This window comes from Sporomusa sp., assembly GCF_057736855.1.
Genome location: NZ_JBYKYF010000010.1, coordinates 1 through 26026, shown reverse-complemented (window position 1 = coordinate 26026; position 26026 = coordinate 1). Strand labels below are relative to the sequence as shown.

Annotated in this window: 21 protein-coding genes; 4 read left to right on the top strand and 17 right to left on the bottom strand. The window is 43.6% G+C overall.

The genetic code is table 11. The features are described from left to right. The 7 genes from AC29Z1_RS01515 to selA form a co-directional block, all read right to left on the bottom strand. Positions 1–196, bottom strand: a 196-nt coding sequence (locus AC29Z1_RS01515) for an ABC transporter substrate-binding protein (RefSeq protein WP_488269691.1), incomplete at its 3' end; no start/stop codon positions are given. A gap of 437 nt (positions 197–633) precedes the next feature. Next, positions 634–1812, bottom strand: coding sequence for an ABC transporter substrate-binding protein (locus AC29Z1_RS01510; RefSeq protein ID WP_488269690.1), 1179 nt, complete (start codon positions 1810–1812; stop codon positions 634–636). A 338-nt stretch (positions 1813–2150) separates the two neighbouring features. Then, on the bottom strand, positions 2151–4460 hold the full coding sequence (locus tag AC29Z1_RS01505; protein WP_488269689.1) for an FAD-dependent oxidoreductase: 2310 nt from the start codon (positions 4458–4460) through the stop codon (positions 2151–2153). A gap of 12 nt (positions 4461–4472) precedes the next feature. Further along, positions 4473–6110 carry a glutamate synthase-related protein gene (locus AC29Z1_RS01500; RefSeq protein ID WP_488269688.1) on the bottom strand — a complete coding sequence of 546 codons (1638 nt, stop codon included), beginning with the start codon at positions 6108–6110 and terminating at the stop codon, positions 4473–4475. Beyond that, positions 6098–7204, bottom strand: a complete 1107-nt coding sequence (locus AC29Z1_RS01495) for a class II glutamine amidotransferase domain-containing protein (RefSeq protein WP_488269687.1) — start codon at positions 7202–7204, stop codon at positions 6098–6100. Before AC29Z1_RS01495 ends, AC29Z1_RS01500 begins: the two co-directional genes overlap by 13 nt. 344 nt (positions 7205–7548) lie before the next feature. Further along, entirely contained in the window at positions 7549–9429 is a 1881-nt protein-coding gene (selB, locus tag AC29Z1_RS01490; protein WP_488269686.1) for a selenocysteine-specific translation elongation factor, read from the bottom strand. Further along, on the bottom strand, positions 9426–10820 hold the full coding sequence (gene selA / locus AC29Z1_RS01485; protein ID WP_488269685.1) for an L-seryl-tRNA(Sec) selenium transferase: 1395 nt from the start codon (positions 10818–10820) through the stop codon (positions 9426–9428). Before selA ends, selB begins: the two co-directional genes overlap by 4 nt. A 152-nt stretch (positions 10821–10972) precedes the next feature. On the opposite strand from selA, the gene yyaC reads away from it, so the two are divergent. Further along, the gene (gene yyaC, locus AC29Z1_RS01480) at positions 10973–11596 is read left to right on the top strand and encodes a spore protease YyaC (protein ID WP_488269684.1); all 624 of its coding nucleotides are present in this window, start codon (positions 10973–10975) and stop codon (positions 11594–11596) included. A 146-nt stretch (positions 11597–11742) separates the two neighbouring features. Here yyaC and AC29Z1_RS01475 read toward each other — a convergent pair whose 3' ends face one another. The 9 genes from AC29Z1_RS01475 to AC29Z1_RS01435 form a co-directional block, all read right to left on the bottom strand. Beyond that, positions 11743–12120, bottom strand: coding sequence for a bactofilin family protein (locus tag AC29Z1_RS01475; protein WP_488269683.1), 378 nt, complete (start codon positions 12118–12120; stop codon positions 11743–11745). Positions 12121–12134: 14 nt separating this feature from the next. Next, positions 12135–13058, bottom strand: a complete 924-nt coding sequence (locus AC29Z1_RS01470; protein ID WP_488269682.1) for a M23 family metallopeptidase — start codon at positions 13056–13058, stop codon at positions 12135–12137. 233 nt (positions 13059–13291) lie between these two features. Then, positions 13292–13810: a DUF4446 family protein gene (locus AC29Z1_RS01465; protein ID WP_488269681.1), complete on the bottom strand. Its 519-nt coding sequence runs from the start codon at positions 13808–13810 to the stop codon at positions 13292–13294. Positions 13811–13948: 138 nt separating this feature from the next. Further along, a complete protein-coding gene (locus AC29Z1_RS01460; RefSeq protein ID WP_488269680.1) occupies positions 13949–14641 on the bottom strand; it encodes a DUF554 domain-containing protein in 693 nt (230 codons plus the stop codon). After that, on the bottom strand, positions 14638–15795 hold the full coding sequence (locus AC29Z1_RS01455; protein WP_488269679.1) for an aminotransferase class V-fold PLP-dependent enzyme: 1158 nt from the start codon (positions 15793–15795) through the stop codon (positions 14638–14640). Before AC29Z1_RS01455 ends, AC29Z1_RS01460 begins: the two co-directional genes overlap by 4 nt. Before the next feature lie 11 nt (positions 15796–15806). Then, positions 15807–17030: a [FeFe] hydrogenase H-cluster maturation GTPase HydF gene (gene hydF / locus AC29Z1_RS01450; protein WP_488269678.1), complete on the bottom strand. Its 1224-nt coding sequence runs from the start codon at positions 17028–17030 to the stop codon at positions 15807–15809. A gap of 12 nt (positions 17031–17042) precedes the next feature. Next, a complete protein-coding gene (locus AC29Z1_RS01445) occupies positions 17043–18440 on the bottom strand; it encodes an aspartate ammonia-lyase (protein WP_488269677.1) in 1398 nt (465 codons plus the stop codon). Between the two features lie 95 nt (positions 18441–18535). Then, positions 18536–19453, bottom strand: coding sequence for a ParB/RepB/Spo0J family partition protein (locus AC29Z1_RS01440; protein WP_488269676.1), 918 nt, complete (start codon positions 19451–19453; stop codon positions 18536–18538). After that, positions 19446–20207 carry a ParA family protein gene (locus AC29Z1_RS01435; protein WP_488269675.1) on the bottom strand — a complete coding sequence of 254 codons (762 nt, stop codon included), beginning with the start codon at positions 20205–20207 and terminating at the stop codon, positions 19446–19448. Before AC29Z1_RS01435 ends, AC29Z1_RS01440 begins: the two co-directional genes overlap by 8 nt. A 255-nt stretch (positions 20208–20462) precedes the next feature. On the opposite strand from AC29Z1_RS01435, the gene AC29Z1_RS01430 reads away from it, so the two are divergent. Genes AC29Z1_RS01430 through AC29Z1_RS01420 form a run of 3 tightly spaced genes read left to right on the top strand, consistent with a single transcriptional unit; the run spans position 20463 to position 24458 of the window. Continuing rightward, positions 20463–21143 carry a methionine synthase gene (locus tag AC29Z1_RS01430; RefSeq protein WP_488269674.1) on the top strand — a complete coding sequence of 227 codons (681 nt, stop codon included), beginning with the start codon at positions 20463–20465 and terminating at the stop codon, positions 21141–21143. Between the two features lie 5 nt (positions 21144–21148). After that, positions 21149–23521, top strand: a complete 2373-nt coding sequence (locus AC29Z1_RS01425; protein WP_488269673.1) for a homocysteine S-methyltransferase family protein — start codon at positions 21149–21151, stop codon at positions 23519–23521. A 16-nt stretch (positions 23522–23537) separates the two neighbouring features. Beyond that, entirely contained in the window at positions 23538–24458 is a 921-nt protein-coding gene (locus AC29Z1_RS01420) for an ADP-ribosylglycohydrolase family protein (RefSeq protein ID WP_488269672.1), read from the top strand. Between the two features lie 500 nt (positions 24459–24958). On the opposite strand, the gene noc is transcribed toward AC29Z1_RS01420, so the two are convergent. Beyond that, positions 24959–25897, bottom strand: a complete 939-nt coding sequence (gene noc / locus AC29Z1_RS01415; protein ID WP_488269671.1) for a nucleoid occlusion protein — start codon at positions 25895–25897, stop codon at positions 24959–24961. Positions 25898–26026 lie beyond the last annotated feature (129 nt).

Below are 26026 nucleotides of genomic sequence, written 5' to 3'. Positions count from 1 at the left end.
TCAAGGTAAGCTGCTTACCAAGTACACCGCCTTTAGCATTGACCTCTTTAATTGCTAGTTTAGCGCCATTAGAAGCTGACTGACCGAATGTAGCATTATTGCCGGTCATTTCTAAATTGGCCCCTAATTTAATTACATCCTCTTTTTGGGCGCCACAACCGGCGACAAGCCCTGCTACCATAAGTACACAAACCATTACACTGACGAGTCTACCGAGTTTTGTCTTTACCATAGTTAGTTCTCCTCCCAAAATAAAATATGGACATAGCTGGCTGGGATACTATATCCTGCCATACTACTAGAGGATTTACAAACCATGTAATCATCCTCTAGTTGTTAGTACTCCGTGTCCACTAACAACATATTATTGTATTCTATACAGTGTAATTATAGGGGTCTTGTCCATTCCTGTCAATACTATCATTGTAATACATTTACCCAGATGTACATCCGTAGTATACATAATTATATTACTTTTTATGATGAAAAGGGATAAGGCATCAGCCTTACCCCTTGCACTTCATTGGACACCGGAGTATATTTTAAGATTTTTCCGAAATACATTCCTCTATGTATGGGAGTAACAAACGTAAGTCAGCCTGGTAAAGACTAGACTAGTTGTTCGAAAGGCTATTATGGATTAATTTTTTCTTTAAACATTTGCTTTCCGTCTTTCATTTCAATAACAACTGCGCTTTTAACCGGATTATGATTGGCATCAAGCGTCAAAATACCAGTACTCACCTGGAGGTTTTTGGTTTGTTCCAGAGCATCACGGATTTTGGCCGGGTCATCGCTACCGGCACGCTTAATGGCGTCAATAATCATTAAACCGGCATCATAACCAAGTGCAGCCAACGCACTAGGCTCATGCCCATATTCTTTTTTGTAAGCTTCAACAAATTTTACGATATGGGGATCTGTATCCTGTGAGGAATAATGATTACTGAAAAAGCCGTTATTCAGGGCAGCAGCTCCGGCGATTTCTACCAGTTTAGCATCATCCCAGCCATCAGTACCTAACAACGGCACAGTAATACCTAGCTCACGTGCTTGTTTTACAATTTTTCCCACTTCTTCGTAATAGGCCGGAATAAAGATAACATCAGGATTTGTGGATTTAATTTTAGTTAAGGTAGCCTTAAAATCGGTATCTTTTTGTAAGAAACCTTCCTTAGCTACAATCTTGCCACCATTTTTAGCAAAGGCATCGGCAAAAACCTCGGCCAGCCCTTTGGAATAATCAGAACTATTATCCATATAAATAGCTGCCGTTTTGGCTTGCAACGATTTAACCGCAAAATCAGCCATTACTTTACCTTGGAACGGATCAATAAAGCAGGCACGAAAAGCATATGGGCGAACCTTGCCATTGTCTACGGTAACTCTGGGGTTAGTAGCGGTAGCAGTAAGTACAGGAATTTTGTAGTCTTCAGCTATCTGCAGCGTAGCCAATACATTCGAGCTGGATACCGGCCCTAATACGGCCACTACTTTGTCTTGCGTAATAAGTTTAGTAATGGCATTGGCGGCTTCTGCCGGTTCTGATTTATTGTCAGCCAAAATCAAAGTAAGCTGTTTACCAAGCACGCCGCCAGCCGCGTTAGCTTCCTTAAACGCCAGTTTGATACCATTTGAGGTTTGGACACCAAAGTTGGCAATACCACCAGTCAGCTCGTAGTTGCCACCAATTTTGATTTCTTTAGATTCGGCTGGTTTTGAGGTAGTGGAGCTACCACAGCCTGTTACGAAAGCTGCCAACATGGTAAGAGTCACTGCTAAACTGATCAATGTCAGCCATCTTTTTTTCATATAGATTCTCCTTTTCCCTTAACAGATTAGTTTATGGTTTACACTAAACAAACTTTGGGGAAATGAACTTGGTTTACCATAATGCAGCAATATCTTCTTGTAACAGTCGCCACTCACCCCCGTACCTCAAAATCAGCCATAATGTTAACATATTGTTCTCTACTTATAGATATTTGTATTTATATTTCTGTGAACTTTATTATATTTCCAGATTATTGATGCTGTCAATACATTTGTTTATATTTCATGTATTTTTGTGTTTTTATTATTTTCTAATCATAGTTTTTTTGAAAGCACATTGTATTATTGACTACTGGCGGCGTACATTCTATGTTATTTTACCGATAAAAATATAGGGGTTCAGCATTGACTTCCATGTTCCAGACACCGCAGGGACAGATTCCGGCACAGATGCCGCAGCCAATACATTTTGCAGAGTCCGACGCATATTGGGCTCCATTTTCCCCTACGGTACGGATAATGGCGTTTTCCGGACAGGATTGGAGACACATATGACAATCACGGCAAGTCCCACAGCTAATACAACGAGTATAGTCTTTGTCTGCAGTAGGTACATCACAACTATGACATTTTTTGAAGTAGGCAGTACTCATTCGTCCTGCCGGAATCTTAGTTTTATTAGTAGGCACATAAGTTTCGCCTTTGAGATAGGCATCAACAGCGAGGGCAGCCTGACGCCCAGCACCGATAGCATCAACCAACCTGCCTGATCGGATGGTATCACCGGCGGTAAAAATCCCCGGAGCTATACTATAATCTTCAGCCGGTTTCAGAGAACCGCGTTCCATCGCAATACTGTCAGGCAAAAATGTTAAATCAGGCACTTCACCAATGGCAATGATTACGGTATCACCTTTAATCAGCTTGCCATCTTGCGTAATAATCCCTTCAGCGGTAATTTCCTTGGTGAATACCGGCCATAAGATTTCACCGCCTAGTTCTCTAACATGCGCCATTTCTGCCTCAAAGGCCGCCGGATGCTGCACATCAATGCAGGTAACATGCCGCGCGCCAAGACCATAGGCACCAACAGCCACATCCATACCCGAGTTGCCGCAGCCGATGACAATGACCCGTTTACCAATAGCTGGCTTTTCCCCTTTATTAATCGCTTTTAAAAACTCCAGACCTTTAATAATCCGTTCATGTCCCGGCCATGGAATTACTTTAGTCACATGCGCACCGGTAGCCACTACCACCGCATCATGGCTGTCTTTAATAGCAAGAAATGTTTCTTTGTCTACAGTAACCCCTGTTTTAAAGGCAACCCCCATCTCCGCGATGCGGGCAATTTCCTGAGCCAAAGTCGCCTGCGGCAGGCGGGACCGCGGAATAACCTGCTCCATTTTTCCACCCATTTTTTCATCCGCTTCAAATACGGTTACATCATGCCCTAACCGTATCAATTGCCAAGCAGCAGTGAGACCAGCAGCGCCACCACCGATAATGGCTACACGTTTACCGGTTTTAACCTTAACGGCAGGTAATGTAACATCAAGCGAATACCGCCCCAATTTACCGATTTGCGCTGCAATATCCACTGTTTTGCGAGTGCAGTCATCCATACAAAGATTAGGACATACCGCGCCACACACGGAAGCAGGAAAAGGTGTATATTCAAGTACTAGCCGGTAAGCTTCCTCAATTTTGCCATCTCTAAGTAGGTTAAAACGTTGCTGAGATGGAATTGAGGCCGTGCAATTAAATTCACAAGGTGCGCTATATTTTGCATTTTCCCATACCGGAACACGTCGACGGTACTCCCCTCGCGCAACAGCACCGATAACTTTAAAATCATCGTCACAAACATCACTAAAAATGCTGCCAGGTATCCATTCTTTTGTGCGGAAAGAAAATATATCGGTATTAGCCTTTTTTGGGCGTTCATCATAGGAAAGTGGTACTACCTTACGCCACTCTTGCCAGTTACTCAGTTCTTTTTTTAGTTCTTCACGCTCAATGGCTCGCAAAAAATCATCCATTTTACCTTCAAGATAGGCAATATCATTGGCTGCTAACGGCAAAACCTTTGTATCTTTTGCCGATATGCCGCTGGCCTTTCCCCGAAAGTAAACAATGCCGCCAACCATCCCCGTACAAGCCCGGTCACCTAATACAGAGTCAAATTGCTCACTATCATAACCACACACGACAGCAATGCCGCCGCCCATAAATTCAAAGGAAAAGCTACCGACATTCTTGAGTACCCAAAACTCTGGCGGATCAAACAATGGGTCATGCTTCATAAGCGAGCCTGAGCGAGTTCCTGCCCGGCCACCAATGTAAATGGTTCCGGCAGCAGCACAATGAGCCGTAGTGTCCCCGCCATCACCTTTTACTACGATCCGACCGCCTGAGTTAAGCCAGCCAATATCGGCCGAGGCTGAGCCTTCGACAATAATTTCAGTTCCCGGCAGACACATAGAGCCCACTCGCTGACCAGGATTTTTTACATAAAAAGTAAGTGATTTTCCTTCTGGATGCCATAGCGGACCGCCAATATCATGCTGACCTGATGCTTCTATATAAAAATCGGTTTCCCCTTGCGCCAACGCTGCATTGATGGTTTCTAAAAGGTCCTGCGTTGACATCCGGTTGTTGCCGTTTATCGTATTTACTTTTAACATGCGCAGTTCCCCCTAACATACATATTGGATACCCAGTTTATCAGCAACGGCTTTATCGGTGGTAACTAAGGCATCAGAACGTCCGACAGGCAGTGAGCTGTTACCAACAGGCGCCATAAGTTTTTTAAGTTCGCTGTCTAAGGCCAACATATAGTCAACAATGTTTTGCGCCGCTTTATCAATATCCAAACGTTTTACCAGCCGCGGATTCTGGGTACAGATGCCGGCAGGGCAGTTGCCGGTATTGCAGGCGTTACAACGTCCCAGTTCATTGCCGACGCAACCACAGAGCTGGATAAGAATTTTACCTATAAACACACCATTGGCTCCTAAACAAATGAGTTTAAACGCATCAGCAGCCGCGTTGCCGGTTAACCCCACACCACCGCCAGCCCATAACGGAATTTGCCCCTGACGACCTTGTTTAACCGCAGCCAGGTAGCATTCGCGAATTTTGGACACCACCGGATGTCCGGTATGATCAAGCGAAACTTCATTGGCTGCACCAGTCCCGCCCTGGATGCCGTCAATGAAGAAGCCGCCACATATTTTATACGGATCACGCAACAAGTTGTTATATACCGCAACTGAAGTAGAAGATGCCGCACACTTGATAGCCACAGGTACCCTAAATTTGAAAGCAGCATTCATAGACATAAACATTTTTTGCACCGACTCTTCGATGGAATATAACCCCTGATGATTAGGCGGTGATAATAGGTCGGCTTTAGGAACACCACGAATGGACTGTACCGGTTTAGATACTTTAGCCGCCGGCAAGAGCCCGCCATCTCCAGGTTTAGCTCCTTGACCAATTTTGATCAAAATACCAGCCGGGTCAACTTTCATTTTTGGCATGGCCTGAATAATCCGGTTCCAACCAAAATGACCTGAGGCAATTTGTAAAATCATGTATTTAAGCTGTTCGGATTCCAGGAGTTTTCTGGGCATACCGCCTTCCCCTGAACACATCCGTACAGGTAGATTATGTTTTTCATTCAAATACGCGGTAGCAATAGCAATGGCTTCCCAGGCCCTGGTAGAAAGGGCGCCGATTGACATATCACTGAAGATGACTGGATAAATCCAGTTTACAGGCGGTGTTTGTGTTGTCAGTTTTAGCTCCTGACCGTCAGATACAAGGGGTAATTCATGCGGTAACAAAACTCGCCCAAACGGAGCCAAAATATCAAAAGTATGTCGTTCTGAATCTAACGCCGGGTCGGTCATTTGTGAAATCCGGCCGACAAAAATTTGATCCAGCGTTCGGCTAACGCCGCAAAGATTGTTGCGACCGCCGCGTTTAACTGGCGAACCGCCACTCCGATTCAAAAAGTTCAGCCGGGAATCCACATTGCGCACAGGCTTGATGGCATTATTCGGGCACACTTTTTCACACATACCACAGCCTACACAGGCATTGGCTACACTGGCCTTTTGCTTGATAACCGGAACCGCCATATGGCGCTGACTGGGCTCTGGCTGGTGGCCGGTGGATATGGTAACAGACCGCCGTTCCATGGCTGCTTCAATCGCATTAAAAGTACAGGCAGACAAACAACTGCCGCACATGGTACAACGCTCATGGCTATATTGCACTTTCCAAGGTAAATCATTAATACTAACATCCTGCACTTTTACTGTTTCCATCTTTCCACCTCCAATTCCGGAGTAACAACCACAACTTCCCGTTCATTCGGATACACATCAAGTTCTTTATTGCGATTAGGCAGAATTTGGTTTATACCGCAAACCTCGGATGATATGGCAATGGTTGTACCATCACCACCGACAACGACTGGTCGCAATTTTTTGGAGTCACAGCAGGTCATCATCCGACCATCGGGTAACATCGCAATAATGGTATTGGGTCCGTTAATCTCCAAATGCCCTAATGACTGGCGAATAGCTGTCAGCTCCCGCCAATCTTCCCGTTTAGCAATTTCAGAAAATGGCAACGGTGTAATTACATGTTTATAGTATTTTATCGGCCATTTTAATACGTGAAGGACATAATGCAAAGTATAGAGAAAATTTTGCGAATCAGATTCAAAGCCAATATAACCGCGGTGCAACGATTTTTGGTATTCTTTGTTTTTGGTATAAAAGGTATTTTCGCCATTAGCACACAAAGTATATCCTTGTAAAAAGAATGGATGAGCCGCATAGCGCACAATTTCATAATTGGTATTCTGTCGGCACTGTACAACCACATTTTTAGCCATCAAATTGCCATTGTTGTCCCATAACTTGAAATATACAGCAATATCGCGGGGGTCACCAATTTCCTTTAATGTCAAGACATCTGGCCAGAAAGAGTATACATATCCCTCTTCCTCCTTGGCCAAAAGCTCTCTTAATGCCAGGCGGATATCTAACAACAATTCAGCCTTTACTTCCTGACTTGATTCGCGATAATGCTCAGGATAATCATAGACGCGGAAAATATAATAAGGCATTGCTTTGATGTCTAATCCCGGACGGCGAACACCTCGCGGAACCCATTCATAGATTGGAGTAAAGTTATTTGTTTCCATAAAGTGTTCAACCATGGATGCTCCCTTTTGGGTACATGCCAATGACAATAACGGTTTATCCTTGTAATCAGCAAATACTCCCGCCAAATCTTGCATTACCATCGCAAACCCTGAATTGTCATGACCTTCCTGCTGGGGCAGCATTAGCTGAAGTGCCAATGACGGATGAAAGGCTGCTCTGCTTTTAATAGCTCCAATTCTACACATCCTACTTTTCTCCCACCTCTCAAATTAGTTATAAACATCCAGCTTATACTTAGCAGCCGGACACGTTAAACAAGTCTTACATTTTAAAATTTTTGCATAAAACAAAAAGACTCGACGAAATATCCTAGCATAGGACTTTCCGCCGGGTCTTTTATACCCACGGTGTAGTGCACGTTACGACGCACCAGTGCCGCTTGGTCCAGTCCACTTGCCAGTGCGGAACCCTAGGCACCCTCCTAGAAAAACGTTTGTACGTAACAAATGCACGACGCTGTACATTGTTTCTTTTGAGTATAATTATAAAAACGAATTGTTATACTGTCAATATACAAATTGAAATTAATCTATTCAGAAATGTTCAGGATTTTACGACTTGGGCGGCGAACATCACCATCTCTAATTGTATATTTATTCATATCTAGGTATTCCATAAGCGGTACTGCAATTTTTCGGGAAGTGTTCAGCATATCCCGTAATTCTGCTACACTCAACGTTTCTTTTACCTGAAAATGGTTATGAATAAGACGAACAATGTTTTGAATTGTTTTGCTGTATACAAATATATCTCCAATCTTGACCAATACCCCTGCTCTCACTAACTCACTATGTACGGCTTTTACCTTTTCAGACGGCAACCCTAAGGTTTGCATCAATAATGTCGAATCAATGTTTGTCAAGCCAATATTTTCAAATGCAGCTTCAGCTGTAGCAATAATATTTTGTTGCCACCCGCCATGCTGTTCGGCGTGACTTTTTAATGCCAATTGGCTGCCACTCATTACCACTATACCTGATGTAAGCCACACAGCAAGAATGGCTTCAAAACTTTTGTCGTTAATTCCCAGTTTTTGGCAAACTATATCTTTGGACAACCCGCTCCTATCCGGTTGAGCCTTATGATAATCTTTAAGAATGCCAGTAACCATGTGAGTAAGTTTGTCAAAAACAGTACTGGCTATATACGCTTTGTCCAGCTTAAGAATTTTTTTCTCGGCAACGAGGTGATTGAGCATTTGATCCACACGCTGATCAGGAATATAGCCGCTTTGCCGTCTAATATCCTCTCTCGTTAATAGCTGTTGCTGCTCTGATAGCCGATAATATAGAGCAGACGCCTGTTCAGAATTCGCAACTGCATTGGCCAAAGCAGCTCTAACCGCACTCAGACGCCTGGTATTGCGTCCAGGAGCAACCAAGGTCACTCCCCCTAGCAAATATTGTGGCGAATACAACCTGACGATTCCCCGGTCACCAACCCCGGCACTTAGTGGCTGTTCTAAGATTAGCCGCATATAACGCTTTTCTGTATCTTTAAAGGAGTGAATCCTCCCTAAAAACTCGCCTGTACCTAAATGCAATCTAACCCGCAGACCGCTTTCCACCTCCTGTTGCCAATCTGCCACGATATCCCAAATACGGCTAACCTCGCCTCGGGAGCTTGCACTTAGCATCATTCCCCGCGACAACTGCTCCTGCTCTACCCCGGTCAGATTAATAGCCGCCCGTTGACCAGCGACAATGTTATCGGTTTTCTCACCATGTGATTCCAAACCACGAACCCGTACAACAGTTTCTGCCGGATATAAAAGTAAGCTATCCCCCACCTTAACTTGACCACTTAGCACCGATCCAGTCACCACTGCCCCATGACCTTTAACGGTAAATACCCGATCAATCCATAGCCGAAACGGCGCCGTACTATCACGAGCAGGAATTTTTTCTGCCAAGTCTCGCAGTGCCTCCTTAAGCTCAGTAAGACCCTCGCCTGTTACGGCTGATACACGGCAAATGGGGGCATCCCGTAAAAAAGTATTTCGCACATATTCTCGTATTTCTTCTTCGATAAGTTCCAGCCATTCACTGTCTACTTTATCGATTTTGTTCATAACAATCAGTCCATGCCTAATTCCGTACAACTGAAGCATGGCCAAATGTTCTTTAGTCTGAGGCATAATTCCTTCATCGGCGGCAATTACCAGCATGGCTAAGTCAATTCCGCCTGTTCCAGCTAACATGTTTTTCAAAAAACGCTCATGTCCTGGAACATCAACAACCCCTGCTTTTACCTTATCGCTTAGAGATAAAGAGGCAAATCCCAAATCAATGGAAATCCCGCGTAATTGTTCTTCTTTGAGCCTGTCTGTTTCTACTCCGGTTAAGGCTTTGATAATTGCTGATTTTCCATGATCTACATGACCAGCTGTACCAATAATCACATATTTCATTTCGTAAGCCTCCATACCTCACACAGAGCTGATGCAATTTCCTCTAGATCTTCCTCAAACAGACAGCGCACATCAAACTGAACCATATCTTCTTGAATGCGAACAATAATTGGTATATCCCGCTGTCTAAGACGGTTTTCCAGCTTATCGGCACTCATCCCCGAAACACTGACAGCCACACCATAACTTGGTAGTACTGCAGCCGGAAATGCGCCGCCACCTACGAATGAGTTAAGCGGCACAACCTCGGCCGTCATGCCGCTTAACTCACGCTGAAGAATCAAGTGGTTAAGTCTGATTGCCCGTTCTTTTAGCACATCGGTTGCGATGGTAAGCATGGATAATACGGGAACATCACGTTCAGGTTCTCCCAGCATATATTCCATCAAAGTCCCTTCCAGAGCGGCTAACGATAGCTTGTCAATACGGACAGCCCTGAGGAGTGGGTGTTTTTTGATCATAGCTATATACTGAGATTTGCCAGCAATAATACCAGCCTGCCCTGCCCCCAACAGTTTATCACCGCTAAGAGTAACGATATCAAAACCTAATTGCAGCCGTTCTGACACCGTTGGTTCAGTCTGTCCGTCGGCGCTAAGCGGCAGCAATGTTCCGCTCCCCAAATCTTCAATAACTGGCAAATGATATTTATGTGCTAATGCGGCTAGTTCACGTCCATCAGGCTGAGCGGTAAAACCAACAATGCGATAGTTACTGGTATGTACCTTCAGAATAGCCCCGGTATTTGGCCCAATGGCTTGTTCGTAATCTGACAAATGTGTTTTATTCGTGGTTCCTACTTCAACAAGGGTAGCTCCACTTTGCCTGAGAACATCCGGTATACGGAACGATCCGCCAATCTCTACAAGTTCACCCCGGCTGACAATAACCTCTTTCCCTTTCGTCAATCCTGACAAGACTAACAATACTGCTGCTGCATTATTATTAACTACAATAACATCTTCCGCGCCTGTTAATTGCCGTAATTGCTCCGATACATGGTCATAGCGACTGCCACGCCCGCCTGTCTCCACATTATATTCTAGCGTACTATAGCCTGCCATTACCGCGTTTACACAATCTCTGGCCCGTCTGCTCAGTGGTGCCCGCCCTAGGTTGGTATGTAACACTACGCCGGTAGCGTTAATAACCCGGCGCAGTCTGGGACGTCTACACTGGCTTAACAGCGCTTTGGTTTCAGCAATCAATGCCGCAGGAGTACATTCCCGATTATCATCCAACCGCAATGCTTCTCTGGCTTGTCCTACCACCTTACGTAAACAAGTAACAACCAACTCACGCGGATAGGCATGAATCGTTTGATCAGATAACATAATGGATAAGAGTCGGTCTATCGAGGGTATAGAACGTAGCCTGTTATCGCCTGCCATCTATCTTCTGCCTCCTACTTCTCAACTGTTCATGGTTTGGTAAACATTTCATAGTGTATTCCTGTTATTTGGTAAAAATTCCTGCCAATATGTATAGATTATTGTCTTTTCTTACATACTAGAAATAGTAAATATGCAACAGGAGATTACCTATGCTAAATAACCTTTTGAACTTTCCCAGTTTTAGCAAACATTCACCAATTACTTTGCCACCACCTGTTCCCGAGCCTTCGCGTGAACTAAAATTCAATGTGGCTCATCCAAATGTTATCTATGATTTAGCTATGTCTATCCGCAATTTGATTCAAACCGCCAAAGATAATGAACATGAAATTATCATATTATGCATTGGCACCGACCGCTCAACAGGCGATGCTCTCGGTCCATTGACTGGAACAAAATTAAAGGCACTTAACGTATATCCCCACATTTATGGAACCCTGGAAGAGCCAGTACATGCCACAAACCTAGAAGAAAAACTCAAGTTTATTAGCAACGCCTTTACTCACCCTTTTGTCATTGCTGTAGACGCCTGTTTAGGAAAAATTGAAAATGTCGGTTGTGTCACTTTAGGACATGGGTCGGTAAAGCCCGGAGCTGCTGTTAACAAAGACCTGCCGGCTGTTGGCAATGCTTATATTACAGGTGTCGTAAATGTTGGCGGTTTTATGGAACATTTGGTACTCCAGAGCACTAGGCTGAATCTCGTAATGAAAATGGCTGATACAATTGCTCATAGCTTATCTTTTGCCCTGAGCCGTTCTCATATCTATTAATGCTAATCATGAAAAAAACTTGGCTAGTACCAAGCCCTGCGGAACGGCAGATTGCCGCATAATTTTGTTAACACAGTTTCACATGTTTAGGTTATATTTAAAACCCCCAGGATACCTAAAATACCGTATCCTGGGGGTTATTCGTCTTATTCATTTTCAGTGGTTGGCATATCCCTAAGCATTTGACAGGCACCACGAAACACAGCACCTTCATTTATGGTAAGCGTACCCACCTTAATATCTCCATACACTTTAGCAGTAGACATAAGCTCTAATTTATCCGTAACTTCTATATTACCGTTGATCGTTCCGGCAACTAGTGCGTTTCGGGCTTTTATCTGCGCTTTGAGATGACCACTCTCACCAATAACCAAATCACCTGCAGTAATCAATTCACCTTCATGCTGTCCATCAATACGAATGGTGCCCTGGGAAGTAATATTGCCTGTAAAAGAAGTATCGCTGCCAATAATAGTGCCGACTTGGTCACCACTATTACCAGTCTGCTTCTTAATGCCAAACATAAATATGTATCCTCCTATTGTAAAAAACTTGATGGATTAACGGCTGTGCCATTAACACGAACCTCGTAATGCAGGTGCGGCCCTGTGCTTATCCCAGTACTTCCCATATAAGCAATGATTTCGCCTTTTTTAACCCTTTGGCCTGCAGTCACAAGATTTTGGGAATTATGTCCGTAAATAGTGACAATACCATTACCATGATCAATTTCTATCATTTTACCGTATCCGCCATACCAGCCACTGTTAACAACCGTACCGTCAGCAGCGGCGACTATAGGAGTACCGGTATCATTAGCAATATCAATGCCCGGATGCCAGCTACTTCCTATACCCCAAGGTGAGGTGCGCCAGCCAAAACGGGATGTTACTTCACCAGTTGTCGGCCAAATAGAAGGAGTAACTGCTAACCGTTCATTTTTTTCAATAAGCGCGTTTTTTAAATGTTGCAAGCTTTGTTCTCGTTCAATGGCAGATAGTTTAAGCTCGTTGACCAACGCGGTTAATTGATTGATATCCGGTTTTATATCAGGACCACCTTGTCCTTTATAATTTGCCACACGTACTGGAGCTGAACGGGAAACAGTTACAGACTCTTCACCATTTACCATACGGCGAAGATCACTGTCTAACTGGTTGAGTCGGTTCATATTTTCCTGAAGCTCGGCTGTTGCCTTCGCTAACTTCTCTATTTCAGCCTCTTGTTTACTGTTTACTTCCCGTAGCTGAACCAGTTCAAGCTTTTCCTGGTGAGCTATATTGGCTTGGTACCGATAATGTAACAACGTGCCAGAAAGTATTGTAAGACAAATACCCAGGGTTACTGCTGCAAATTTAACAGTTTTAATTGGGATTCGGAGACGAAATACTGCTTTACCGTGATGGGGCACGATCATTAATGTGTATTCGCGCTTATCAGGCTTTTGCTTTTTTGCCTTCAACAACATCACCTTCTTCGTAAAGTTGATTTAGCTGTAGCTGAAAGTGTAGCCTATCTATTGTCATCCATGAGCTTGTCCATTTATAAAAGCTAACAACTAAGATTGCACCAGCAATGCATAGCCAGCGTCAGTTGTAAAAAGCTGTCAAGCTACGTTTTTTATCTCATAGATTAATAAGCAAACGTAAATCAACCATGATGTTATTCGGCAAAAAGCATAAAAATCCTGCCACTCTATGAATTTTTTCCCAAAGATTTGTCTAGCGCGCTTTTTTCTTCATCGGTTAATAAATAACTTGACTGACCGTTAACTACCGGTTTGGCATATACTCGCGATTCATTCCGCCCATAAATACTTGATAACACGACACCATTTTTCTTACTATCAAGCAGTGCGAGGGAAAAACTAAGATCACTTCCTATTTCCTCAAATGCACTGTAACGTACAATACCTACGTGCTGTATAGAAGCATTGGCAATTTCATTCAAGCGGCGGTATTCTTTTTCAAGCTGTTCTACTTTAGCAACCGCCTGCCGTACCTCTTCGATATGAGCAAGTAACAAGTTTTCTAGGTTATCACCATCCACTCCCCGCATCATTTTCCGGTAGCGTTTATTAAGCCGATTCATTTTTATATTAATGTTAATAAATATAAGTAGTGCTAGAAAAATCAATACTGTCAATACAAGCAAAATATAGGGTAGGTTGTCAATAATTAAAGTATTATACTTTGATATATCGAGGTTAGTCATTGTGCACCTTTCTTTCTTCGAGATAGACTCTTTGCGGTTTTCCAAATAGGTATTGGCAATAGTAATTCACCTTACGGCGTTCCAGTTCTGGCTTTGATACCTAATACCAGCATACAATTTAAAATTACTTTATGTAGACTAGACGGGCCAAAAATAAGCGATCACAGCCGCTGCCGGTATAGCTGGCAACAAATTAGCCAGCTTGATTTTTTTTATTTCCAGTATTAGTATGCTCACTCCGACAATAAGAATCCCGCCTGTTGCCGTTAGCTCGGTTATTACGCGGTCAGACAGTATTGCGCTAAAAAATCCAGCAAGTAAAGTAATCAATCCTTGGTATACCAAAATAGACAGGCTGGACAAAGCAACTCCCACTCCCATGCTGCTGGCAAATACGATGGAAGTAATCCCATCCAAGAGAGATTTAGCATATAATGTACTGGCATCTCCTGTCAAGCCGTCCTGAATGGCTCCTACTACCGCCATAGCACCTATACAATATATTAAGCTAGCTGTAACAAACCCGTCACCAATACTATTTTTCCCCGAACTACCCTTATTTCCTAATTTACGGGACAACCAATCACCTATTTGATTTAATCCACCATCAATATTTAGCGCCTCCCCGACGATGGCCCCAACGGCTAACCCTAAAATGACGACAAGCATATTCTCTGTCTTAAATGCCATTTGTAAGCCAATAACGCCAACTGCCAAAGCCATTCCATGCATAATCGTATTTTGATATTTTTCCGGAATGCCGCGTTTTAGTGCCAGACCTACCCCTGATCCAATGATTACTGCTGCAGCATTAACTAAAGTTCCTTTCATAACCATCTTCCTCCCTGGGCAGCAATATTTTGAATTGCAGCAAGTGCTTCCTCGATATCTTGTTGGGTATTAAAATATCCCGGACTTAAACGTACTGTACCGGTTTTAAGCGTGCCAATCGTTTTATGTGCCCATGGTGCACAATGTAAACCAGATCGACAGGCAATATTATACTGCTGGTCAAGTATATGTGCCACCTGGCCACAATCTATCCCGCTTATCGTAAATGAGACGACTGCCGTTCGTCCCTGAATCCCATGTAATCCGTAAACCGTAACTTCTGGAATGGCAAGTAGCCCTTCAATCAACTGCTGGGTTAACTCCATTTCTTTTCCACGTATTACAGCCTGTCCTGTATTCTGAATAAATTGTACTCCGGCATATAAGCCAGCTATACCAGGAGTATTGGGAGTACCACTTTCCAACCTGTCAGGCATAAATTCTGGTTGCAAATCTGATTCAGATAAACTGCCGGTTCCGCCCACTCTAAGCGGTCTTACCGTGATAGCCTCACGAATATATAAACCGCCGGTCCCCTGCGGCCCAAGCAAGCCTTTATGCCCACTAAAAGCCAAAATATCAATTCCCATATCGGCAACATGAATGTCCTCTACCCCAGCCGTTTGTGCTGCATCTACCACTAGAATAACACCATGTTGCCTGGTTAATTTGCCAACCTCCGCCACTGGCATAATGGTTCCAGTAACATTGGAAGCATGGGTCATAACTACAGCTTTCGGCCTTTGTCTGATCGCATCGGCCATTGCGACCATATCCAGTTCGCCTGTAGAATTACAGGGAATTCGTTTAATTTCTACCCCTCTGGTCTGAGCAAGGCGAAGCGTTCTGGCTACTGCATTGTGTTCCATAGAAGTAGTAACAATACTGTCACCTGGATTTATCAAGCCCAAGATCACCATACTAATCGCATCGGTAGCGTTATAGGTAAACACTAGCTGATTCGCATCAGTGATACCAAATACATCGGCCAATGCTTCTCGGGTTTCATATAGTAGTAAACTAGCCTCCCGTGCCATCTTATGTCCGCCACGCCCTGGGTTAGCACCTCTAGTTCGCAGACAGCGATCTACTGCTTGATATACACTTTCCGGTTTAGGCCAAGTAGTAGCAGCATTATCAAGGTATATCATCATCAGCTCAGCCCCTAGTTTTCCAATATCATCTGTGCTAAAGGGAAGGGCTCAAGCGCCCGGTGCAAAATACCATGGAGGTGGGCAATTAATAATCCATAGTTTACTATTGGCACCCCGGCCTCTCTAGCCGTAGCTAAACGATAGAGCATCTCCCTCCGGTTGAGCATACATCCGCCACAATGAACAATCAGCTTATATTTTGTCAAATCTGGCGGAAATGTCCCACCAGATACCCATTCAAAATCAAGTTCTCCCCCTACATTTTGTCTAAGCCAACGCGGAATTTTCATTTTGCCAATGTCATCGGCCTGACGGTGATGAGTACATCCTTCAGCAATTAATACCTTATCACCAGGTTCAAGAGTATCAATCGCTTTAGCCCCTGCAACCAGGGTTTCTAAATCGCCTTTGTGGCGCGCTAACAGAATAGAAAATGAGGTTAGCATTACTCCTGGCGGAGTATCTGCGCCTACCTTCATAAATTCCTGTGAATCGGTAACCACTAAACGCGGCGGTTTCTTTAACCCTGCTAATACTTCTTTTAATTCGCGTTCTTTAGCCACTACGGCACAGGCATCATTATCCAAAATGTCCCTGATGGTCTGTACCTGCGGGAGAATCAATCGCCCCTTCGGTGCAGCTAAATCAATAGGAACCACCAAAACGATAATATCCCCTGGTGAAATCAAGTCCCCAATCAATGGCGGACCTTCCCAATCGTCAGGAGCTAATTTAATCATAAGTCGTTTAAGCTCTTCAATGCCTTGGCCAGTTTTGGCGCTAATGGTGCTTAGCGGCAAATCTATCTCTGCACTCCATCGCTCCACTACATCATGGCTTAATGGCAATATATCACTTTTGTTAATTACACCGGCTATCGGCAACTTGCGCTTTCTAATTTCCCCGATAAGTTCTTTCTCGTAGTCTGTTATTCCTTGTTCCGGCTCAATGACCACAACCGCTAAATCAGTCTTATTAAGTACTTGCATAGTGCGCTCTACCCGCAGTGCACCTAAGTCACCTACGTCATCAATGCCAGCAGTATCAATAATCATAACAGGTCCAATCGGTAATATTTCCATAGCCTTGTACACTGGATCAGTGGTAGTGCCTGGCACATCTGAAACCAGAGCAATATCCTGGTTGGTAAGAGCATTGATTAAACTGGATTTTCCTGCATTTCGCCGTCCAAAAATCGCGATATGCAGCCGTGACCCTTTGGGTGTTTCTTGCATATTTCAATCCCCCTATTTTCTCGTTCCGGCAATGCCCGGTCTAGTCATAACCCGCGGATCTAAGATTGCATCAAGCTGGTCTTCTGGTAATACTGCTAATTCAATGGCTGCTTCTCGCACTGTTATTTTTGCTTCCCTGGCTCTCTGCGCCACCGCAGATGCTAGATCATAGCCAATATGCGGTACTAACGCGGTTACACTAACCTGGCTGTTAAGTAGCAATTCTTGACAACGTTCGACATCTGCGGTTATTCCCTGTACACAAAATTCATTTAGTATTCTTACAGTATTTTTTAAGATTGTTAGACTTTCCAATAGATGATGCGCTATAAGCGGCATAAACGGGTTAAGTTCAAGTTGGCCTGATTGCGCTGCCATGCTAATTGCCATGTCAGAAGCCATGACATGAAAGACTGCCTGATTAACCGCCTCTGGGATGATCGGGTTAACTTTTCCTGGCATAATCGACGATCCCGCTTGTCGTTCAGGCAATCGTATCTCACCTAACCCTGCACATGGGCCTGAAGACATTAATCTTAAATCATGCGCCATTTTCCCCAAGTTGACGGCTAGTGCTTTTAACAATCCAGAAACTTCAACAAAAACATCGGCATTTTGAATTACATCAATCATATTTTCTGCCCTAGCTACCCCAACGCCAGCATACTGGCGCACCCGTTCATTAACCATAAATATGTATTTTTTATCTGCATTAATCCCAGTACCAATGGCGGTGCCACCTAAACCAACTTGGCGCAACCGTTCTTCTACTTTGTATAAACGCCAGCGGTCACGAGCAATCGCAGTCGCATAGGCACTAAACTCCTGTCCAAGCATGATGGGTACGGCATCCTGCATTTCGGTTCGTCCAACCTTGATAACACCTGCAAACTCAGCTTCCTTCACTTGCAGGGCCTCCTGCAATTCTGCACAAGCTTCACTCAAGGGTTTTAGTAACCAAATTGCAGCAATTCGCAAGGCTGTTGGATACACGTCATTGGTGGACTGATGCATATTCACATGATTAAGCGGGTGAACCAATGTATAGTCTCCACGGTTTCCACCAAGAATCTCAATCGCTCGGTTTGCCAATACTTCGTTAACATTCATGTTTGTTGATGTTCCTGCCCCGCCTTGCAACGCATCAACAACAAATTGATTATCCCACTGCCCATCCATAACTTCGTTGGCTGCCGTAACTATGGCCTGAGCCTTATCTTTAGGCAAATATCCTAACTCGGCATTCACCTCTGCTGCTGCTTTTTTTATTAAGGCAATGGCTTTAATCAGTGATGTAGATACTTTATGTCCTGAAAGAGGAAAGTTTTCCAATGCTCGTAAGGTATGGATACCATAATACACGTCTTCAGGCACTTCTCGCTCGCCCAACAAATCTTTTTCCCGACGCATCCGCAACGCCTCCGTACTATGAGTCCCATTTTGTTTCACGTGAAACACATTCTAGAAGCCGTGAAATACAAATATACAAGTAGATGTGTAAACTACTATACAATTAACTGTCCATTAAATTTGGTACTAGCAGCTTCCTGACTAGCTGATAGCATGTCCATTATTCGTTCTAAATCTTCATTTGAGTAGTATTCAATTTCAATTTTGCTCTTTAACTTTCCTGGTTTAATTCTAACTTGTGTACCAAGCAACAGTTTTAGTCGATCTTCAAACTCACTCATAAACAGATGATTCGGTTCTTGCATCTTACCGGTTTGTTTGGTTTCCGCTGTTTTTTTAGAACGAGACACTAATTGACGCACTAATTCTTCGGCATCACGGGCAGAAAGATCTTCTTCAATAATTTGTTTGGCTGCAACGATCTGCATTTCTGGATCTTCCAAGGCGAGTAGTGGCCTTGCCTGTCCCATAGTTAATGTTCCACGTGAAACAAAATTTTGAACTTCAGGGTGAAGGTTAAGCAATCTCACCGTATTCGCAATCATTGACCGACTACGCCCAATTCGCTGCGCTACTTCTTCCTGGGTCAAGCCAAATTCCTCCATAAGTCTGCGGAAAGCCATGGCTTCTTCAATAACATTCAGATCCCGGCGCTGAAGATTCTCAATAAGTGCTATTTCCATCATTTCAGCATCAGTATATTCACGTAGCACTGCCGGAATTGTCTTGAGTCCAGCCATTTGCGATGCACGCCAGCGTCTCTCACCAGCGACCAGTTCATAACCATTAAGAATCTTTCTAACTATAATCGGCTGAATAACACCATGTTGTTTAATCGACTGAGCCAGTTCTGCCAAGGCCTCTTCATCAAAATCCCGACGGGGTTGGTGTTGGTTGGGAATAATATCTTTAATTAAAATCTCATTCACAGGCTCATTACTATCAACACTCTGTTCTGGACTCGGTGAACTAAATAAGGCCTCCAAACCTCTACCTAATCCTCGTTTACTCATCCCCAATCACCTCACGTGCTAAATCAAAATAAACTTCTGCACCCCTTGATTTAGGGTCATATTTTATCACTGGCTGTCCATGGCTAGGCGCTTCACTTAAACGAACATTTCTTGGAATAATAGTTTGGTACACTTTATGTCGGAAGTGATTTTTTACCTCATCAACAACCTGAATTGACAAATTCGTCCGAGCGTCGAACATAGTAAGCACTACTCCTTCAAGAGTAAGTACCGGATTAAGATTCTTCTGAACCAAACTAATGGTATTCATTAGTTGTGTCAAACCCTCCAAGGCATAAAATTCGCATTGGATTGGCACAAGTACCGAATTAGCGGCAGTCAAGGAGTTTATTGTTAGTAAACCTAATGATGGCGGACAGTCGATTAATACATAATCGTAGGCATATTTAGATTTATCTAGAGCACGCTTAAGTTTACCCTCACGTGACATCATGGCTACTAATTCAATTTCTGCACCAGCCAATTGAATGGTAGCTGGTAACAATTTGAGATTAGGAATTTCAGTTTGAACAATAATGGATTCTAACGGAACTTCGTTAACCAATGCATCATAAATACAACGCTTAATGGTTCCTTTATTGAATCCCAACCCACTAGTTGAGTTTCCCTGTGGGTCTATATCAATAAGTAACACCTTTTTGCCTAACTCAGCCAAACAAGCCGCGAGGTTGACCGCAGTCGTTGTTTTTCCTACCCCGCCTTTTTGATTGGCGATAGCAATCACTTTAACCAAGCTTATTTCACCTCAAAATAGATTAGTTCCCTCTTTTCATTCCACAAATCTACGCAATTTCCTGCCAAAAACTGTTGTAAAGAAAACTTGGATTAGCGGAAGTTTTCTTTGCTAACACCAACATTACTACAATGCGTATGAATATCTCATAGTCGTATGGAATTTAGACTCATTCCGGTATATCTTACTTTAACTAATTGGCAAAATATACTATAATGCTAATTATACCACTTAAAACTAAGGAGGTATCCTTGAATGCCTATGTACCACCCGCGCTTAACCACCATTGACCTTGCCGAAACCAAACGCTATGCCGGGTTGGGAAAAAACATCAATTTTTCTGCAGAGTTGTTAGCAGAAGCCTGTACGCAAGGTCAACTTCTGGCTGTTCCTAAAGGAGTGTGGCAAGTGTATGCTTATGATCAAGAAGAGCATACCATAATGGCTCCTGAACCGCTAACCTTAACCGCTGATAGTGTGGTTAACCATTTATATGGAGCTACCCATGTAGCCGTAATGGCAGTAACCATCGGTCTTGCATTGGAATTAGAAGTATCTAACCTGTTTTCACAAAATCAGTATACAGCAGCCCTATTACTAGATGCTGCCGGTACAACAGCAGTAGAAGCAGCTTGTGACGCTGTCTGTTCCATCATAGCACAACATGCCGGACGTTCAGGTCTAATAGCCGGACGCCGTTTCAGCCCAGGCTATGGCGGGTGGTCGATTGAGGTGCAACCATTAATAGTAAGTCTGGCAACAGGTGCTAGTATTGATATTAGCGTTACTGACACAAAAATGCTGGTACCACGTAAATCAGTAACTGCCATTGTGGGCCTCTATCCTTACCATCAAATCCTCAACTTATCTCATCAACAAGAACTAAGCTGTGACAAATGCGGGCAAATTGGTTGCCACGCACGAAAGGAGACATAAACAACATGATCGCTATTTTTGATGGTGCCATAGGTACCATGTTACAGCAAGCAGGCTTGAAACCAGGCCACTGTCCCGAAATGTGGAACATCCTGGAGGTAGATAAAGTTATTGACATTCACCGACAATATGTAGCAGCAGGTGCTAATATAATAGAAACAAATACCTTTGGTGCTAATCGTATCAAACTATCCCATTATGGCTTGGAAAACAAAATGGCAGCAATTAATACTGCCGGGGTAACTGCTGCCCGTCAGGCAGCAGGAGCAAATGCAAAAATTGCTGGTTCTGTTGGTCCGACAGGCAAGTTTATTGCCCCTTTGGGTGAACTATCATTTGATGACGCATACCAGGCATTTTATGAACAAATTTGTGTTCTAGATCAAGCCGGAGTTGACTACATAATTATAGAAACTATTATTGATATCCAAGAAATGCGGGCAGCACTCTTGGCAGCTAAAGCGGCAACAAAAAAACCAATCATTTGCCAATTATCTTTTGAAGCCGACGGCCGAACTGTAACCGGCACCGATCCACGTACCGCTGCCATTACATTAGAAGCCTTGGGTGCAAGCGTTATTGGTGCCAATTGTTCATTAGGCCCGGCACAACTACTCCCCGTAGTAGAAATATTAGCTACATCCACTTATCTTCCCATCAGTGTACAGCCAAACGCCGGTATGCCCGAATTGGTAAATGGTCAAACCATATTTCCTATGTCGGCTAAAGAAATGGCCGAATGGGTACCAAAACTTGCGAATGCTGGAGCCAGCTATATCGGCGGCTGTTGCGGGACGACTCCCGCTCACATTCAGGCCATCCGTCAAGCCGTTGACCAACTAACAATTCCCCCCAGAAAACCACCTGAAATTGTAACCGCTTTGACCAGTCGCACCCGTACAGTATATTTGGGACCGAGTGTATCACCAGTAATCATTGGTGAAAGAATTAACCCCACTGGCCGTAAAGCCCTGGCAAATGAAATTAAGGCCGGTAATTTTATTACCGTAAAAAAAGATGCACTGGCGCAAGTCAAAGCCGGTGCCGGAATATTAGATGTCAACATGGGCGTGCCTGGCATTAATCAAGAACTTGCCATGAAACAAGCTATAGAAGATTTATCATCCCTAGTTGATGTGCCACTGGCCATCGATACCACTGACCCCGCTACACTGGAGGCCGGACTTAAAATCTATCCCGGACGAGCACTAATCAATTCAGTAACTGCTGAAACCGATCGCCTAGAATCTTTCCTGCCACTTGCCAAAACATATGGAGCTGTTGTTTTATGTCTACCGCTATCTGATCAAGGTGTACCAAAAACAGCAGCCGAACGAATAAACATAGCAAAACAAATTATTCATATAGCAGAACAGTATGGCTTGCGTCGTCAAGATCTCTTGCTAGATGCCTTGGTTATGACAATAGCAACCGATTCGCAAGCTGCTGCAGAGACTCTATTAACCCTAAAAATGTATCGCGAACAGCTTGGCTGCCCGACAGTCATGGGACTAAGTAATGTCTCCTTTGGGTTGCCACGTCGCGATATAGTGAATGCCGCTTTTTGCGCTATGGCGTTAGACGCCGGGCTTGATGCCCCAATTCTCAATCCGCTTGATCCATTAATGCAAGATATCTGGTCAGCAGCAGTAGCCTTAAGCGGACGTAATCGCCAAGCAGTAACCGAATACAGCAAAAAATATGTAGACATACCTTCCCAGACGCTAAAATCTGATCCAAACGCACCGGATATTTTGACTCAAATTCGCCAAACCGTAATTGATGGCGAAACAACAGGCATAGCACCACTAATCCGCCAAGCTCTGGTTGAAAATCACAGCCCGCTGGTAATTACCGAACAAGCGCTGACAGCCGCGATGAATGACGTCGGACAAGCCTTTGAGCAAGGACGCTGTTTTTTGCCACAAGTACTGTTATCTGCCGAAACTATGCGAACTGCCTTCAATACAATAAAAGAAGTATTACCCTCCCATAGCAACCAAAGCCTTGGCACCGTAGTCTTAGCCACAGTAAAGGGTGATATTCATGACCTGGGAAAAAACATTGTTGCAGCATTGTTAGAAAATAACGGTTTTACTGTTATAGACTTAGGAAAAGATGTTCCTAGCGAAACCATTGTCGACGCTGCTCAAAAACACCAGGCTCAGATTGTCGGGTTATGCGCCCTTATGACAACTACCTTGCCACAAATTGACGCAACAATTAGTGCCCTTAAGGCTTCAGGCTTCACTGGCCAAACAATAGTAGGCGGTGCAGTACTTACTGAAAGCTATGCCCGACAAGCCGGAGCTGATGCTTATGCCGCCAACGGAATAGCGGCAGTCAATATTGCTAAACAACTGCTACGCACAAAATAGTAAATGGGGGGTAGCTATGAAACAAGACCGTTACCGTGGTGCGCTCCTAGGGTTGGCCATCGGGGATGCGTTAGGAGTACCAGTAGAAGGTAAAACTCCTGGCAGCTTTACGCCAGTAACTGACCTCATAGGCGGCGGTTCTTTTAATCTCAACCCTGGGCAATGGACCGACGATACCTCTATGGCCCTATGTCTGGCAGAAAGTTTAATTAACAATCCGGAATTTGATCCAGCCGATCAAATGAATCGCTATCTTCGTTGGTACACAGAAGGCTATTTAAGCAGTACTGGTAGCAGCTTTTCAGTCGGTAATACCGTTCGTGCGGCATTAGAGTATTACAGGCAAACCGGACAACCTTACGCCGGTTCGGAAAATCCCCGTGCGGCAGGTAACGGGTCCCTGATGCGGCTGGCGCCTGTACCGCTGCGGTACGCATCCACCCCAGCACTGGCGATCAGCCTAGCAGCCAATAGTTCACGTACTACTCATGCTGCCAGGGAAGCCGTTGACGCCTGCCGCTATTTTGCCGCCCTACTTGTTGGTGCAATTTATGGTCAAGATAAAACCACTCTGCTTAGCAAATATTACTCGCCATTGTCTACAGGTTGGGACATCCCTTTATCTGCAAATGTTGCCAAAGTTGCCGCTGGATCGTATAAATCCAAGAATCCACCAGATATCCGCGGTACAGGTTATGTTGTTGATTGTTTGGAAGCTGCATTATGGGCTTTTTATCATAGTAATAGCTTTGCTTCAGGTGCTTTGCTTGCCGTTAATTTAGGTGACGACGCCGATACCACGGGTGCTGTTTATGGGCAACTAGCCGGAGCCTATTATGGAGCAAGCAGTATACCTGCTTCTTGGCTTACCAAGTTATACAAGCGTGATTATATTGAAAAACTGGCCGATACATTATGTCAACTTTCTTCTTGTTAACAGTGTCATTCTTTGCAAAAAACAATATGACCAGACGCTATTATTTTAATTATACAAAAACCTCCCTACACAGGGAGGCTTTTTTTACCAAAAATTTATAACTACGTTTTTCCAAAATTAAACGCCTAACACTTTTCTACTCGAATAGAATAATAATCTATCTTATTCTATGCTTGACATAAACCAACTTTTTGGCTACTATCGGATACCAGCTATTTGGGAGAAACTACTTGCTGTGAACTACAACGACTAGCAGCATTCACCAGATCGTCCGTTTTATTGTTCATCATCTCTGGCCTATTTATATGCTAAGACATAGTTTTCGGATATTTATTTCGGATTTTTGTAGCTTGTTCAAATGACAGCAGCAATCCCTACAAGTAACCACAAGTTCTTGTTCTTCACAATATCGCTCCTAATTATGTCAGGGCTATTTCCCTTTCCTTAAGGCTACCACAACATTATGAATATCTTATGAAGAACAAAGATTAGGCATACAATTATTTACGACTATTTTTAACCTGGATATTAATCGTAACATAGTCTCCTTCTATATCCTGTTTTACCTTAATATCCATACCACTTTTCTTCATCTGGTTTATAACACTATTAATAGTATTAATAAAAATCCGGACATCTTTGATTAATTTAACCACTGTCTGCCTGGGGGTTACCGGTTTTTCCCGGGAAATATTCTTTATATAAGTTTCAATCAGGTCTTCGGTTTCCCTGACGTTTAAACCATTTTTTCTTACCCCTTCAAGTACTTCCAATTGCAAACGTGGATCCTCCAATTTTAACAAGGCACGCGCATGACGCTCTGTCAACTTCTGTTCCACCACAGATTGACGCACTTCTGGAGCAAGTTTTAATAACCGAAGTTTATTGGCAATTGTTGATTGATTTTTTCCTACCCGGCGAGCTAATTCTTCCTGAGTAAAATTAAAACAGGCAATTAGGTGCTGATAACCCTCAGCTTCTTCTAAAAAATGCAAATCTTCCCGTTGAAGATTTTCAATCATGGCCAATTCAGCCATTTCTTTATCGTCCAGGTCGCGTACAATAACTGGCACTTCGGTAAGACCAGCCATCTTTGATGCCCTAAGTCTCCGTTCTCCAGCAATAAGCTCAAATTTATCTCCTTGGCGGCGGACTAACAGTGGCTGAATAACACCAAATTCCCGAATGGATGCGGACAATTCCTGAAGCGATTCATCAAGAAATGTCTTACGCGGCTGAAAAGGATTTGGCACAATACTATCAGGGGAAATTCGTTGCACTGCTTGTAACTCATTAGTAGTAACCTCTAGTACATGATTAGCTGTATCAATAATTGTATTATGCTGTTCACTAGTAGCTGCCGGAACGACTTCTGGAGCAGCTTCAGGAACATTTGGTGTAGAATCTCCGATACCAAACAACCTTGCCAAGTTTCTCATGTTTCCACCACCACCTACCAAAAACATTAAAACATACCTACGCTTACTAACTATAATTTATCAACTTTTCCTGACTCGCTGTACCTACCAGTATTCATTACTACAGAAAGTACATGGTTCAACAACAAG

Coding starts and splice junctions, on each gene's coding strand:
- hydF (WP_488269678.1), bottom strand. CDS start 17,030: ATGCAAGAAACACCCAAAGGGTCACGGCTGCATATCGCGATTTTTGGA.
- AC29Z1_RS01510 (WP_488269690.1), bottom strand. CDS start 1,812: ATGAAAAAAAGATGGCTGACATTGATCAGTTTAGCAGTGACTCTTACC.
- AC29Z1_RS01420 (WP_488269672.1), top strand. CDS start 23,538: ATGAAACAAGACCGTTACCGTGGTGCGCTCCTAGGGTTGGCCATCGGG.
- AC29Z1_RS01475 (WP_488269683.1), bottom strand. CDS start 12,120: ATGTTTGGCATTAAGAAGCAGACTGGTAATAGTGGTGACCAAGTCGGC.
- AC29Z1_RS01440 (WP_488269676.1), bottom strand. CDS start 19,453: ATGAGTAAACGAGGATTAGGTAGAGGTTTGGAGGCCTTATTTAGTTCA.
- AC29Z1_RS01495 (WP_488269687.1), bottom strand. CDS start 7,204: ATGTGTAGAATTGGAGCTATTAAAAGCAGAGCAGCCTTTCATCCGTCA.
- AC29Z1_RS01430 (WP_488269674.1), top strand. CDS start 20,463: ATGCCTATGTACCACCCGCGCTTAACCACCATTGACCTTGCCGAAACC.
- AC29Z1_RS01445 (WP_488269677.1), bottom strand. CDS start 18,440: ATGCGTCGGGAAAAAGATTTGTTGGGCGAGCGAGAAGTGCCTGAAGAC.
- selA (WP_488269685.1), bottom strand. CDS start 10,820: ATGGCAGGCGATAACAGGCTACGTTCTATACCCTCGATAGACCGACTC.
- AC29Z1_RS01465 (WP_488269681.1), bottom strand. CDS start 13,810: ATGACTAACCTCGATATATCAAAGTATAATACTTTAATTATTGACAAC.
- AC29Z1_RS01460 (WP_488269680.1), bottom strand. CDS start 14,641: ATGAAAGGAACTTTAGTTAATGCTGCAGCAGTAATCATTGGATCAGGG.
- selB (WP_488269686.1), bottom strand. CDS start 9,429: ATGAAATATGTGATTATTGGTACAGCTGGTCATGTAGATCATGGAAAA.
- noc (WP_488269671.1), bottom strand. CDS start 25,897: ATGAGAAACTTGGCAAGGTTGTTTGGTATCGGAGATTCTACACCAAAT.
- AC29Z1_RS01505 (WP_488269689.1), bottom strand. CDS start 4,460: ATGTTAAAAGTAAATACGATAAACGGCAACAACCGGATGTCAACGCAG.
- yyaC (WP_488269684.1), top strand. CDS start 10,973: ATGCTAAATAACCTTTTGAACTTTCCCAGTTTTAGCAAACATTCACCA.
- AC29Z1_RS01500 (WP_488269688.1), bottom strand. CDS start 6,110: ATGGAAACAGTAAAAGTGCAGGATGTTAGTATTAATGATTTACCTTGG.
- AC29Z1_RS01455 (WP_488269679.1), bottom strand. CDS start 15,795: ATGATGATATACCTTGATAATGCTGCTACTACTTGGCCTAAACCGGAA.
- AC29Z1_RS01425 (WP_488269673.1), top strand. CDS start 21,149: ATGATCGCTATTTTTGATGGTGCCATAGGTACCATGTTACAGCAAGCA.